Annotated in this window: 15 protein-coding genes; 12 read left to right on the forward strand and 3 right to left on the reverse strand. The window is 34.1% G+C overall.

Features of this window, described 5'->3' with window-relative positions; translation table 11 throughout:
• Positions 1-4: 4 nt before the first annotated feature.
• Positions 5-661: a PAQR family membrane homeostasis protein TrhA gene (gene trhA / locus BCER98_RS08565; protein WP_012094129.1), complete on the reverse strand. Its 657-nt coding sequence runs from the start codon at positions 659-661 to the stop codon at positions 5-7.
• Positions 662-870: 209 nt separating this feature from the next.
• Between trhA and BCER98_RS08570 the strand changes: the two genes are divergently transcribed.
• The 4 genes from BCER98_RS08570 to BCER98_RS08585 all read left to right on the forward strand — a co-directional run bounded on the left by BCER98_RS08570 (position 871) and on the right by BCER98_RS08585 (position 3,383).
• The gene (locus BCER98_RS08570) at positions 871-1,047 is read left to right on the forward strand and encodes a twin-arginine translocase TatA/TatE family subunit (RefSeq protein WP_012094130.1); all 177 of its coding nucleotides are present in this window, start codon (positions 871-873) and stop codon (positions 1,045-1,047) included.
• A 193-nt stretch (positions 1,048-1,240) separates the two neighbouring features.
• Positions 1,241-1,981 carry a twin-arginine translocase subunit TatC gene (tatC, locus tag BCER98_RS08575; protein WP_012094131.1) on the forward strand — a complete coding sequence of 247 codons (741 nt, stop codon included), beginning with the start codon at positions 1,241-1,243 and terminating at the stop codon, positions 1,979-1,981.
• 154 nt (positions 1,982-2,135) lie between these two features.
• Positions 2,136-2,387 carry a DUF2535 family protein gene (locus BCER98_RS08580; protein ID WP_012094132.1) on the forward strand — a complete coding sequence of 84 codons (252 nt, stop codon included), beginning with the start codon at positions 2,136-2,138 and terminating at the stop codon, positions 2,385-2,387.
• Between the two features lie 153 nt (positions 2,388-2,540).
• The gene (locus tag BCER98_RS08585) at positions 2,541-3,383 is read left to right on the forward strand and encodes a DegV family protein (protein ID WP_012094133.1); all 843 of its coding nucleotides are present in this window, start codon (positions 2,541-2,543) and stop codon (positions 3,381-3,383) included.
• Between the two features lie 171 nt (positions 3,384-3,554).
• Here the strand turns inward: BCER98_RS08585 and BCER98_RS08590 are convergent, their stop codons facing one another.
• On the reverse strand, positions 3,555-4,529 hold the full coding sequence (locus BCER98_RS08590; protein WP_012094134.1) for an MBL fold metallo-hydrolase: 975 nt from the start codon (positions 4,527-4,529) through the stop codon (positions 3,555-3,557).
• 345 nt (positions 4,530-4,874) lie between these two features.
• On the opposite strand from BCER98_RS08590, the gene BCER98_RS08595 reads away from it, so the two are divergent.
• The gene (locus tag BCER98_RS08595) at positions 4,875-5,459 is read left to right on the forward strand and encodes an SCO family protein (protein ID WP_012094135.1); all 585 of its coding nucleotides are present in this window, start codon (positions 4,875-4,877) and stop codon (positions 5,457-5,459) included.
• 48 nt (positions 5,460-5,507) lie between these two features.
• Here BCER98_RS08595 and BCER98_RS08600 read toward each other — a convergent pair whose 3' ends face one another.
• Entirely contained in the window at positions 5,508-5,975 is a 468-nt protein-coding gene (locus tag BCER98_RS08600; protein ID WP_012094136.1) for an Hsp20/alpha crystallin family protein, read from the reverse strand.
• Positions 5,976-6,191: 216 nt separating this feature from the next.
• Here BCER98_RS08600 and asnB point away from each other — a divergent pair, with 216 nt between their 5' ends.
• The 7 genes from asnB (at position 6,192) to BCER98_RS08630 (ending at position 13,195) form a co-directional block, all read left to right on the forward strand.
• Positions 6,192-8,093, forward strand: coding sequence for an asparagine synthase (glutamine-hydrolyzing) (asnB, locus tag BCER98_RS08605; RefSeq protein ID WP_012094137.1), 1,902 nt, complete (start codon positions 6,192-6,194; stop codon positions 8,091-8,093).
• A 94-nt stretch (positions 8,094-8,187) separates the two neighbouring features.
• Positions 8,188-8,547, forward strand: a complete 360-nt coding sequence (locus BCER98_RS08610) for a GNAT family N-acetyltransferase (RefSeq protein ID WP_012094138.1) — start codon at positions 8,188-8,190, stop codon at positions 8,545-8,547.
• 30 nt (positions 8,548-8,577) lie between these two features.
• Entirely contained in the window at positions 8,578-8,913 is a 336-nt protein-coding gene (locus BCER98_RS22965) for a hypothetical protein (RefSeq protein ID WP_012094139.1), read from the forward strand.
• 202 nt (positions 8,914-9,115) lie between these two features.
• A complete protein-coding gene (dat, locus tag BCER98_RS08615; protein WP_012094140.1) occupies positions 9,116-9,991 on the forward strand; it encodes a D-amino-acid transaminase in 876 nt (291 codons plus the stop codon).
• 146 nt (positions 9,992-10,137) lie between these two features.
• Positions 10,138-11,598, forward strand: coding sequence for an IS1182-like element ISBcy1 family transposase (locus BCER98_RS08620; RefSeq protein ID WP_012094141.1), 1,461 nt, complete (start codon positions 10,138-10,140; stop codon positions 11,596-11,598).
• A 191-nt stretch (positions 11,599-11,789) separates the two neighbouring features.
• Complete coding sequence (locus tag BCER98_RS08625) at positions 11,790-12,437, forward strand: nitroreductase family protein (protein WP_012094142.1); 648 nt, start codon at positions 11,790-11,792, stop codon at positions 12,435-12,437.
• 269 nt (positions 12,438-12,706) lie between these two features.
• Positions 12,707-13,195 (forward strand): hypothetical protein, encoded by a 489-nt coding sequence (locus BCER98_RS08630; protein ID WP_012094143.1) that lies wholly within the window; start codon positions 12,707-12,709, stop codon positions 13,193-13,195.
• Positions 13,196-13,375 lie beyond the last annotated feature (180 nt).

Raw genomic sequence — 13,375 nt, forward strand, 5'->3', positions numbered from 1 at the left:
TTTTTTATGCGACAGGTAAAACGTAAAATAATACGCAGAAGAACATCATTGTACTACCGCCTAATACGAATAGATGCCATATTGCATGATTGAACGGTAGTTTTTCCCACAGGAAGAAAATAGCACCGACTGAATAGAGAATCCCCCCAATTAAAAGGAGAGAAAATCCATGTCCAGTTAAGTTTTCATACAGGGGTTTAATAGCTACTATAATAAGCCATCCCATAATAATGTAGCAAAGTGTTGACATTTTAATAAAGCGGCGTACAAAGAAAATCTTAAAGAGAATCCCCCCGATTGCTAATGCCCAAATAATGGCAAGAAGTGTCCAGCCAAGAGGGCCTCGTAGCGTAATGAGTAAAAAAGGTGTATATGTTCCGGCTATTAATAAGTAAATAGCAGAGTGATCTAAAATGGTAAAGAGTTTTTCAACTTTTGGATGGTGAATGCTATGTAATAATGTTGAAAATAAATATAGTAGAAACATGCTTACGCCATAGACTGTAAAAGCGATAACGGCAGAAGCTGTACCGTGCTTTGAAGCATGGATAATTAATATGATTAATGCGGGTATACTTAAAATAGCACCAATTCCGTGAGTAATCGCATTCGCAATTTCTTCTTTTACGAACTGTGTCATTTTAGTTATCTTTTGTGTCATAATTAATCCCTTCCATCGATAAAATCAATTACTATCTCTTTAAACATATCATATGCAATAAAAATAGGAAATAAAATTTGTATAATTGATTATATTTTTTAATTTTTTTGACAAAATATAATAGATTCGTTGACGTTTACGAAATTTTTTGACAAAATGAGGTTATGGGATAGTAGAAGGGAAAAATCGAGTGAAAAGGGGATGAGGAAATGTTATCAAATATTGGTTTTCCGGGATTAATTTTAATTTTAGTAGCCATACTTATATTATTTGGTCCGAAAAAATTACCAGAAATCGGAAGGTCTTTGGGTGAAACATTAAAAGAATTTAAAAAATCGACGCGAGAGTTAACGGATGATGCATTTCAGGAGAAAGAGAAAAAATAAATCATAGTAAAACGTGATATGAAATATTTCTTAGATAGGAAGAACGTCTATGCATAGAAAAGGAGAGTGTTTTTTAGAAATGCTTTTCTTGTTTTTATAGTCAAGGAGTATGATCGATATATGAAAGTCGATTTCAACGAGAGAGTGTAGTAGAATTTTTGCTAGATTGGGTGAGAGAAGTGTGGTGAACGAGATGGAAGATCGAGAGATGAGTATAGTAGAACATATCGTAGAACTTCGAAAACGTCTAATAATTACTGTTTTATCATTTATCGTATTTTTAATAGTCGGTTTTGTTTTTACGAAAGATATTTATTTTTGGTTAGTAAAAGATTTACCGATGAAGCTGACAGTTCTCGGTCCGAGTGACGTATTATGGATCTTTTTCTCGATTGCTACTGTATTCGCCATTGTTTGTACAATTCCAATTGCAACAATGCAAATTTGGTTGTTTGTAAAACCGGGATTACATCCGCGTGAGCAGAAAATGACATTAATGTATATTCCTGTATTATTTGTATTATTTATAGCGGGTTTATGTTTTGGATATTTTATTGTAATGCCATTTTTATTTCATTTTTTAACAACAATTGGAAATGAAATGTTTTATACGATGTTTACGACAGAAAAATATTTTCATTTTGTATTAAATTTAACAATTCCATTTGCGGTTATATTTGAATTACCAGTCATTGTTATGTTTTTAACAAGCATAGGTTTATTAACAGCGGAATTTCTGCAAAAAGTCAGAAGATATGCTTACGTTATATTAATCATTCTTGCTGCTTGTATATCGCCACCTGATTTTTTATCACATAGCTTAGTGGCTGTACCTCTTATTTGTATTTATGAAATAAGTATTGCTATATCTAAATTTACAAGTAGAAGGAAGCAAAGAAGAGAAGAAATACACTCAAAAAGTGCCTCATTATAAAGGCACTTTTTGAGTGTATTTGTTATACTATGTTTATAATCGCATACAATATAAAAAAGAAAAAAATTATAGAATCTCCGAAATTTAGACAAACTTTTCACCTTTGTAAGTTTATACTGAAGTTACAAATCCAATAAAAAAGAGGATTGATATTGTGATTATGAAAAGTTTTTACTTTACTCATTCAACAGGAAATTGTATTAAAATATTCGAAATACCGGTTCTACAAGCACATCATCCATTAGCGTTTCTGATTCAGTCGCGCCTCCAATTATTTATCACAAAAATTCAAAAACAAAAACACCCGAGGGTCTCATACTCTTTCCGAGAATATTTACAAAGTTGTTTAAAGTGGAATGATTACGCAAATGTATATCGAGCAAATACACTTGAAAAAAATGCATGATGGAACTATTGGCAGAGCAAATGAGCTCTGCCGTTTTCTTTTTGGGCATAAAAGAGAAGATTTTTTACAGAAAAATGCTTTCAAATGGTTGAAAGCATTAGGAATACTAGTATAATAACAAGGAGAGCGTATTGGAAAGGGAAGAAGCAAAATATGCAAAAAATTAAAATTGTAACAGATTCAACGGCAGATTTATCACAAGATGTGATTGAGAGATATGATATTCATGTAATCCCATTATCTATTTCTGTAAATGGACAAACATATTTAGATAGAATAGATATACAACCAGATGAATTTATTGAAGAAATGTTGAAGTCAGAGGAATTACCAAAAACATCACAACCTGCTATGGGATCATTTGTTGAAATGTATGAAAAATTAGGAGAAGATGGTAGCCAAGTTCTTTCCATTCATATGACGGGTGGGATGAGCGGTACAGTTGCAACCGCAAATAGCGCAGCATCCATGACAGACACAAAAGTAACAGTTGTCGATTCTCAATTTATTTCTCATGGTTTAGCGTATCAAGTTCTTGAGGCAGCCAAGATGGTACAAGCAGGTCGTTCATTAGAAGAAATTTTAAATCGTCTTGATGAAGTAAGAAAAAACACTCGTTTATATGTTGTTGTAGATACGCTAGAAAATTTAGTGAAAGGTGGACGCATCGGAAAGGGGAAAGCCTTCATTGGTTCATTATTAAATATTAAACCAATTGCTAGCCTTGAAGATGGAGTTTATAATCCTGTTACGAAAGTACGTAGCCAAGGACAAATTGTAAAAACATTAGCGAAATTGTTTGAACAAGATATAGCTGGAAAGACTGTGAAGGCAGTAGCAATTCCACATGCAAAAGCACTTTCGCTTGCAGAAAGTGTAAAAGCTGCTGTTGAGAAAGTAAGCGGATTTGCACAGGCAGAGATTCTCTATACAACACCAATTATCAGTACGCATACAGGACCAGGAGCAATCGGTTTTATGTATTTAGCTGAGTAGAAAAAAGCTACTTGAAATTTTTATTCAAGTAGCTTTTTTTAATTGTATAAAAAATAAGAAATAAGCAGAGCTATACAAGCACTTCCACTAATGATAAATCGTGTTTGTAAGTATTCTTTCATCTAAGCACCTTCCGCTTTTTTCTATATAATATATTTTCAAGAAAAAAGGCTATGCTTGGAAAGGTTCTAAAATTTTTTTAGTTTCTGCCTGTTTTGGTACGGAAGAATATAGAAATGTTTGCCCAAGAAATAGCACATGTAAGTGTTCCCAAGGTAACATACGCAAATTCCAATTATTGCGAAGGCGTGTGATAGCTTCCCTCGGCGTTTCATCTGCAAGCGCAAATGCTCCATAATGCATAGGAATGAAGTGAGTTGCATTCACATCTAAATAGGCTTGTACGGCTTCCTCAGGTGAGACATGAGAGACTTTCATAAACCACTCTGGTTCATAGGCACCTATAGGCATGAGTGCGACATCGATTGAGAAGCGTTTTCCAATTTCCTTAAATCCTCGAAAATAGCCACTATCTCCACAGAAATAAATGGTTTCGTCCGCTGTTTCATTGTGAATTATCCAACCTCCCCAGTGAGAAGTATTCATATCAAACAATGATCGTCTCGTCCAGTGTTGAGATGGAACAAAATGGAATGAGACTTCATCAATTGTTGTAGATTCCCACCAGTTATATTCTTCTACACGCGTGAACTTCTTTCGTAAAAATAATTTTTTAAGTCCCGCAGGTACTAAATATAGAACATCATTGTCTAGTTGGCGGAGTGTTGAAAAGTCTAAATGGTCGTAATGACCATGTGAGATAAGCACAATGTCGATATTAGGTAGTTCTTGTAGTGAGAGTCCGGGCTCTGTAAGTCGCGGTATAAACTTTAATTTTTTTGCCCAGACAGGATCCGTTAAAATATTTAATCCGTTTGTTTGAATGAAGAAAGTGGAATGTCCGATCCATGTAATAGTCGTTTGTTCATTGTTCATTCGTAAAAATTCAACTTGCTTTACAGGTGATTGTTCCACGAGAAATGAAAAATCTTTTTTACTTAAATTACGTTCTCTTCGCCACTTTAAAAACGAACGAATCGATTTTTTTGTACTAACGGTATCCATGTTTTCGTAGCGTTTCGCCATGAACATCACCTCATTTAAAATCTTTTTAGTTGTATTGTACCGAAATCTTGTAAAGGAAAACAGTGGAAAGCATTGATGAATCATTAAAAACTTGTAAAGAATGGTTTGAACTTCTTTACAAAATAAGCATGTATTTGTTGGAAGTATGCAATGTGAAGATATTGTAAGGGAATAATATTAGTAAATAATGAAATGTTTGTCCAGTTATTTACTTGCAAATGAAACGAATATCTATAAATTCGTACGATTTCGTGAACAAATAGGATAAACAATTTTCTCATAGTGTTTACTTTTGTTATGATAAACTTAAAATACATATTAAGGAAAGAGAAGAGAGGGTTGAAAATGAAGCGTTATCAAAAGCTGATTGGTCTCATAGTTGTTTTTTGCTTCTTTATACTTGCAGGATGCGGCTCAGGATCAAAACTCCGTAAACCATTAAATTGGGATTTAGAAACTTTTCAATATATAAATCAAGATGGAAAACAATTTGGAACAAAAGATTTAAAGGGAAAAGTATGGGTAGCTGACTTTATGTTTACGAATTGCCAAACAGTTTGTCCACCGATGACTGCCAATATGGCGAAATTGCAAAAAATGGCAAAAGAACAAAAATTAGATGTTCAATTTGTTTCGTTTAGCGTAGACCCTGAAGTAGATAAGCCGGAGAATTTAAAAACATTTATACAAAAATTTACAGATGACACAAGTAATTGGAACTTATTAACAGGGTATTCGTTAGAAGATATAAAAAAATTCTCAAAAGAAAATTTTCAAGCACTTGTTGAAAAGCCAGAAAATGGGCAGGTTGTTCATGTAACATCATTTTATCTAATTGATCAAAATGGGAAAGTAATGAAAAAGTATAGTGGAATTAGTAATACTCCATATGAAGATATATTGCGTGATATGAAACGGCTATTGGATTAAAAGAAGGATGCTCAGCATCCTTCTTTTTAAAATACATTCACTTGTAAATTAATCGATGGATAAAATATCATGTTGCTGCGGAAGCTTTAGGACACGAATTTCTAATACACCATTTTGATAAGTAGCTTTTGCGGTCTTTTTATTTATTAAATAGGGTAATTTAATCATACGAGAAGATTCTGAAACAGAGCGTTCACGACGATAATAATTATGCGAAGCTTTGTCTTCTGTTTCTTCAAGAATATCTTCAGTTACAGAAATCTTTAAGTATTCGCTTTGCATTTCGATTTGTATTTGTTCTTTTTGGACACCTGGAAGTTCAGCTGTAACAACAAGTTCTTCACCAGCTTCATATAAATCAACGGGGAATGTTAATAAACGATTTCCCTTTTGGAAAAAATGATTCAAATCAGCAATTACGTTACGAAGAGGTGTCTGCTCGAAAAAATCATCAATTTGTTTCAAGTAATTTCGGGCTGGTGGACGTGAAGACGACTCTTTTTGCTCTTCGCTCATGACGATCCCTCCTAGAAATCAATTTGCAATATCATATGACAAAAGTGGAGAAATGTGAGTGCGTATTTTTCAGGTTTATATAAAAAAATACTAAAAATGCGAAACGGAGTGATTTTTTTATAGTTTTTGTCGCCATATTAAGTTGATTATGCTAGTATAAATAGGGTTGATATAGTAGTATAGAAACAGAATGAAAACTGAAAGAGGGTAAGAAGTATGTGTGGTTTTGTAGGATGTTTATGTGAAAACCCTAGAGAGTTTTCAGAAACAGAAAAACATCAATTTGAAAATATGAACACGATTATTTTCCATCGTGGTCCAGATGACGAAGGGTATTTTCGTGATGAGCATGTACAATTTGGCTTCCGCCGTTTAAGTATCATTGACTTAGAGGCAGGACATCAGCCGCTAACTTATGAAAATGATCGATATGTAATTATTTTTAATGGTGAAATTTACAACTATGTAGAATTGCGAGAAATGTTACTAGAGAAAGGGGCAACATTCGCAACGCAATCTGACACTGAAGTAATTATTGCGTTATATGCACATATGAAAGAAAAGTGTGTGGATTACCTTCGCGGTATGTTTGCCTTTATGATTTGGGATCGTGAAGAGAAAAAACTTTTCGGAGCGCGTGATCATTTCGGCATCAAACCTCTTTACATCGCAACAGAAGGGGATACAACATTCTTTGCATCTGAAAAGAAAAGTATTATGCATGTTATGCAAGATAAAGGTGTAAATCCAACTTCGCTACAACATTACTTTACGTACCAATATGGTCCAGAACCAGAAACATTGACAACAGATATCAATAAAATTGAACCTGGCCATTATTTTGTAAAAGAAATTGGTAAAGAGATGGAGATTCATCGTTACTGGAAGCCATATTTCAAGGCTTCAAACGCAACGAAAGAAGAGCATATTCAAGCGATTCGCGATGTACTATATGATTCAGTAAAAGTGCATATGCGCAGTGATGTACCAGTAGGTTCATTCTTATCTGGTGGTATTGATTCATCTATTATTGCTTCTATTGCAAAAGAAATGAATCCAAATCTTCTAACGTTCTCTGTTGGTTTTGAACGTCGCGGCTTTAGTGAAGTAGACGTAGCGAGGGAAACTGCTGAGAAGTTAGGTGTGAAAAACTATAGTGTATTTGTAACACCACAAGAGTTTATGAATGAATTCCCGAAAATTATGTGGCATATGGATGATCCATTAGCGGATCCAGCAGCAGTACCATTGTACTTCGTTGCAAAAGAAGCGCGTAAACATGTAACAGTTGTTCTTTCTGGTGAAGGTTCAGACGAACTGTTTGGTGGATATAATATTTATCGTGAGCCCAATTCTTTAAAAATGTTCTCTTACATTCCTACTCCAGGAAAAGCTGTTTTAAAAGCTTTGAGCGGAGCACTGAAAGAAGGATTTAAAGGAAAAAGCTTCCTAGAGCGTGGATGTACACCAATTGAAGAGCGTTACTATGGCAATGCGAAAATCTTCCGTGAAGAAGAAAAAGCAGTATTCATGAAGCACTACAATGAAAGTATTAACTATATGGATGTCACGAAACCATTGTATAATGAAATTAAAGATTATGATGATGTAAGTAAAATGCAATATATTGACATGTACACATGGTTACGTGGAGACATTTTATTAAAAGCGGATAAAATGACAATGGCAAATTCATTAGAGCTTCGTGTACCATTTTTAGATAAAGAAGTATTTGACGTTGCTTCAAAAATTCCGACAGAATTAAAAATCGCTAACGGAACAACAAAAGCAATTTTACGTGAAGCGGTACGTGGAATTGTTCCAGATCATGTGTTAGATCGTAAGAAACTAGGATTCCCGGTGCCAATTCGTCACTGGTTAAAAGATGAAATGCACGACTGGGCTGTTAATATCATTAAAGAAAGCAAAACAGAGCATTTAATCGATAAGCAATATGTATTAAACTTACTAGAAGCGCATTGTGCGGATCAAGGCGATTATAGCCGTAAAATTTGGACAGTATTAGCATTTATGGTATGGCATCAAATCTTTGTTGAACATAAATATGATACAAATAAATTCCATGAAGAAACAAAGCGTGCATATAGCTTAGTTTAATTTAAAAAAACCTTAAGGTCACGTTTGATCTTAAGGTTTTTTTCATAAATACACACTATACTTGATACAATAAGAATAAAAGGATGGACAATGTATGATTACATTTGAAAAAGTGAATGCAGGTACAAAAGAAGTAGTTAAGGAAATGTTTGCTTCCCACGGCTTAGAGACAGAAGACGTGCAATATTGTATAAAAGCTGATGATACATATATTGGCGTAATTGGTTATGTCGTTCAAGATAAAAGTGCACAATTATCTCATTTTGTCATTCATTTTGATTATCAAGGTTATGGATATGGTACGAATGCTTATTTTACATTTGAGGAGATGATAAAACATAGACAAATAAAAGAGATAAAAGTAGCAATCCAAAATGTAAATGATAAAGCAAGAGCTTTTCTTGAAGGAGTAGGCTTTACGTTAGACGAAAATAGATACATAAAACGTTTTTAACACTTAAATAAATGTAAGGCAGGTGGGGGAATGTCGATAACAACCGGTCTTGTATTAATAGGGAGTTGCTTTTTTATTGCAGAAATGTGCCAACTTTTTATGCGAAGAAATATGCGAATAAAACGCAAGCCGTGCGAATGGCAATATACTCCGTTTTTTTTCGTTTTACTAATTACTTTATTTTTGGTGCAAAATATTATTCATTTTCCACCGCTGTTAAGTATTATTTTGAAATTTGGCTTATTATATAGCGGAATTGGGCTTCTCATTTTATTTTGTCTATTTTGTATACGCCATACTCATTATCAGTCTTACATATTTATTTTAAATTGGTTAAACAGAGATGATAACAACCGCCATATATAAGGCGGTTTTCGTATATACATGAAAGTGTATGGATTCCTAGTATAGATAGAAGAAAGGAAGAGAGCGGGGATATTGAAGGGAAGGATAGAGACCGCAATCCATTTTCAGTATGTATTTTATAGATTGAAATATCAGAAAATTGTTTTTGTTAAAGGGGAGTAGGTGTACAATAGAAGTAATATGCTGTAAAGAGGTGAAGGAATTGACAGGTGTTTATAAAGAATGGATTTTATTTAATGGAAGAATTGTAAATACAAAGCAAGAAAGGCCGACGATAGAGTTAGAAGAGCGAGGATTGCAGTTTGGAGATGGAATTTACGAAGTGTTTCGATTGTATAACGGAAAGCCACATTTACTAGAGTTACATTTGGAAAGATTTTTTACATCTATGAAAGAAATTCATTTGATTCCCCCTTTTACAAAAGAAGAACTTATCGAGCAACTTCAACAATTGATTGAGAAAAATCAATGTAAGGAAGATGGGAATGTATATCTTCAAATTTCACGAGGTGTTCAGCCTCGAGATCATGTATACGACTCGAATTTACAAGCTACGTATTTTGCAAACATTGTTCCATATCCAAGACCTACTCAGACAATGGAAGAAGGAATAAAAGTTACGGTAGAAGAAGATATTCGCTGGAAGTTGTGCCATATTAAATCCTTAAATCTGCTTCCTAACATTATGATTAAAAATAAAATTCATGAGCAAGGATATCAAGAAGCGATACTGGTTCGAGATGGAGTTGTTACGGAAGGGTGTCATTCTAATTTCTTTATCGTAAAGAATAATAGATTAATTACACATCCTGCTAATCAGTTTATTTTACATGGAATTACCCGTCATCATGTGATTTCGTTGGCAAAGTCTTTACGTATTGAAGTGGAGGAGAGAGAATTTTCTTTGCAGGAAGTTTATGAAGCGGATGAATGTTTTTTTACTGCAACCCCTCTTGAAATATTTCCAGTTGTTCAAATAGGAAATGAGCAATTTCGAAATGGAGAAAGAGGACCTGTGACAAAAAAATTACAAGCCGCTTATGAAGAAAGTATTGCCCCTTTAAAGGTAACAAATTAAGTATTGCAAGAAAAAAGAAGCTGGATATTCTGAGGCCACTGAAAAAGTCCTCCCAGTTTAAAAAGCGAAAGCTTTCTCGATATAATCGAGGAAGCTTTCGCTTTTTTCATGTATAATGATTGTACTAATTCTAGGTGGTGTCTCGGATGATTTCTAATCAACAATCTCTTAACCTCAGTCCATTTATGGCGATTTACGATATCGTTGTACCAAAGGATAATATGCTTCGTCAATTGAATGAACTGGTAGACTTTTCTTTTGTTTTAGAAGAACTACAAGATAAATATTGTCTCGATAACGGTCGCAATGCAGTGCCGCCTGTTCGTATGTTTAAATATTTATTACTAAAATCTATTTTTGATTTATCCGATGTAGATGTTGTGGAACGCTCAAAATACGATATGTCCTTTAAATATTTTTTAGATATGGCACCAGAAGATATGGTCATTGACCCTAGTTCATTAACGAAGTTCCGCAAGCTTCGTCTGACAGATGTAGGGTTACTTGACATGCTCATTCAAAAAACAGTGGAAATTGCACTCGAAAAAAACTTGATTAAAAATAAATCTATTATTGTTGATGCCACGCATACAAAAGCACGCTTCAATCAAAAATCGCCGAAAGAATTTTTAATGGAGAAATCCAAATTACTCCGCAAAGCTGTTTATCAAGTTGACGAAGGAATGAAGGAAAAGTTCCCACCAAAAACAATGACAGATGACTTAAGTGACGAACTTGAATATTGTCAAAAAGTAATTGAAACAGTAGAAAAAGAGGAAATCATTCGTGAATATCCAAATGTGAAAGAGAAACTGAATTATTTAAAAGAAATCGTAGAAGATCACCAAGAACACCTCCAATTTTCGCAAGATCCTGATGCGCGAATTGGACATAAAACAGCGGATTCTTCTTTCTTTGGTTACAAAACACATATTGCGATGAATGAAGAACGCATCATTACAGCTGCGGTGATTACAACGGGTGAAAAAAGCGATGGAAAATACCTTCAAATATTGATTGAAAAAAGTCGTGAAACAGGAATGGAAATTGATACAGTTATTGGAGATACTGCTTATTCTGAGAAAAATAATATTCAATATGCCAACCAAAATCAATTACAATTAGTATCGAAATTAAACCCTATTGTGACACAAGGGCCACGTAAAAAAGAAGATGAATTTGAGTTTAATAAAGATGCGGGTATGTATGTCTGTAAAGCTGGACATATGGCTGTTCGTAGAGCACGTACGGGGAAAAAGGGAACAAACAATAGTCAAAGTCATACCTACTATTTTGATATTGAAAAATGCAAAGTATGTCCATTCAAAAGTGGGTGTTACAAGGAAGGCGCTAAAAGTAAAACATATTCTGTGACAATTAAATCCACTGAACATAAGGAACAACAAGCATTTCAAGAAAGTGCATATTTTAAAGAAAAGGGGAAAGAGCGTTATAAAATTGAAGCGAAAAGTAGTGAACTTAAGCATAGACACGGGTATGATGTGGCATCTTCCTCGGGTCTGATTGGTATGCAACTGCAAGGTGCAATGGCTATATTCGCTGTCAATTTAAAACGAATCCTAACCTTGATGAAAGAAACAAAGTAAAAAAGGATAAAGAGAAAGACGACTTTTCATTCAAAATTGAATGAAAAGTCGCCTTTCTTGTTTTGTATCCGGTTTATAAACCGAAAAACGTAAGTTTTTCAGTGGCCTCGATATTCTCCCAGCTTTTTTTCGTGATATAATGCAAGGAATAGGATGACTTTTGAAAACGTTATAAAAGGGGACATTATCATATGAATTATGAAATATTTAAAGAAATAGTTCATGGCCGACGAAGTATACGGAAGTTTACAGAACAAGAAGTATCTGTTCAGGACATAGAGGAAATTATTGATTGTGCTCGCTATGCACCAAGTGATACAAACTCTCAAACATGGGAATTTATTGTGATTATGAATCGAGATAAAATTAAAGATATTGAGAATATGACATGGGAAGCATTACATAAATTGGCTGATCAAGCTGCAAAGAACGGTCAAGAGAAAGCAGGAAAACTGCTCACGCGTTCCTTTGGACCATATGCAACGGCATTTTCTGATGCACCGGTGCTAATTATATGTTTAGCAACACCGTATGAATCTAAATTTCGCGAAAAAATATTTGATCCTATTTCGTTTGTTCCAGAGGCAGTATGGGCAGAAGAAGGAATGAAAAGCAGCTGCTTAGCAGCACAAAACTTAATGTTAGCAGCACATGCAAGAGGGCTAGGCACATGTCCGATGACAGGGCCGGTGCTGTTGGCGCAAAATGAATTACGAGAGTATTTACAAATAGAGCGAGAAAAACAAATGAATATGGTGATTGCATTAGGATATCCAAAAGATCATCCAAGGAAGCTCGCACGAAAAGAAGTAAAAGAGATTACAAAATTCATTTTTTAAGGATGATATGGTAAAACAGACATTGCTTTGATCAATGTCTGTTTTCTTTTTCTCATATGAATATTTCCTAAATAAAATGGGTTAAAATGAAATAGAAAGAGGAGGTTCCACAAATTTCTTGAAAAATGTAATATTGTTAAAAAAGAAAGTATGATATAGTAATCGCGAATAAACAAGTTTGTTCACGTAAGTGTTAAAAATGAATTTTAGAACATAAAACTATTTTTGTATAATAAACGAAAGGGACCAATAGACAGGGGGAATGGATTTTGAAAAAATTCATAATCGCTGGATTGTCTGCTTTATTGCTTATCGGATGTACTGCGCAAAATGAAATGAAAGAAGTGCAGTCTGTGAAAGAAGAACAAGTTGTAAATGCAAGTGATGAAAATTTAATTCCTTTTCCTAAAGGAGTAAGTCCGATGGGGGAAGGAGAAGTAAAAGTCATTACGCCAGATGGTACTTCGGAAAACGGAAATGTACCAACCGTGTTTGTGAAGAAAGATACTTTAATACAACAAGTTGAGGTAGAGCTCACTAATTTTCAAAGTGATAAAGAAACGTTTGTATTCGTAGATGATATATTTGCAGACAAATACCAAGTTACGAGTGTAACGCAGACAACAGTGGCATTAAAACAAACAACATTAGAGACTGGGCATCATACAGTTACAGCAGTACAATTTGAGAACAATGATCCAAAAGGAAACGTTGTAAGTTTCAAACAAGCGAATTTTGAAACGCAGCCAGCATCTTAACAAAATATATAAAAAAAGTACATTACTTACACAGGTAGTGTACTTTTTTTATATATAGAATGAAAGGGACATAATGATTAGAATCGTTATCATGTTTGTAGGTATTTTGTTTGAAAGTGTCGAATACAACATATGACGTCGTAAAAGCACGTTTTCTATTGTTTAGTATGAAACAAATCG

This window comes from Bacillus cytotoxicus NVH 391-98 (assembly GCF_000017425.1).
GTDB classification, from domain to species: domain Bacteria; phylum Bacillota; class Bacilli; order Bacillales; family Bacillaceae_G; genus Bacillus_A; species Bacillus_A cytotoxicus.

Excerpts from the sequence above, each read along its gene's own strand:
- trhA (WP_012094129.1), bottom strand. The coding sequence starts at position 661 with ATGACACAAAAGATAACTAAAATGACACAGTTCGTAAAAGAAGAAATT.
- BCER98_RS08570 (WP_012094130.1), top strand. The coding sequence starts at position 871 with ATGTTATCAAATATTGGTTTTCCGGGATTAATTTTAATTTTAGTAGCC.
- tatC (WP_012094131.1), top strand. The coding sequence starts at position 1,241 with ATGGAAGATCGAGAGATGAGTATAGTAGAACATATCGTAGAACTTCGA.
- BCER98_RS08585 (WP_012094133.1), top strand. The coding sequence starts at position 2,541 with ATGCAAAAAATTAAAATTGTAACAGATTCAACGGCAGATTTATCACAA.
- BCER98_RS08590 (WP_012094134.1), bottom strand. The coding sequence starts at position 4,529 with ATGGCGAAACGCTACGAAAACATGGATACCGTTAGTACAAAAAAATCG.
- BCER98_RS08595 (WP_012094135.1), top strand. The coding sequence starts at position 4,875 with ATGAAGCGTTATCAAAAGCTGATTGGTCTCATAGTTGTTTTTTGCTTC.
- BCER98_RS08600 (WP_012094136.1), bottom strand. The coding sequence starts at position 5,975 with ATGAGCGAAGAGCAAAAAGAGTCGTCTTCACGTCCACCAGCCCGAAAT.
- asnB (WP_012094137.1), top strand. The coding sequence starts at position 6,192 with ATGTGTGGTTTTGTAGGATGTTTATGTGAAAACCCTAGAGAGTTTTCA.
- BCER98_RS08610 (WP_012094138.1), top strand. The coding sequence starts at position 8,188 with ATGATTACATTTGAAAAAGTGAATGCAGGTACAAAAGAAGTAGTTAAG.
- BCER98_RS22965 (WP_012094139.1), top strand. The coding sequence starts at position 8,578 with ATGTCGATAACAACCGGTCTTGTATTAATAGGGAGTTGCTTTTTTATT.
- BCER98_RS08620 (WP_012094141.1), top strand. The coding sequence starts at position 10,138 with ATGATTTCTAATCAACAATCTCTTAACCTCAGTCCATTTATGGCGATT.
- BCER98_RS08625 (WP_012094142.1), top strand. The coding sequence starts at position 11,790 with ATGAATTATGAAATATTTAAAGAAATAGTTCATGGCCGACGAAGTATA.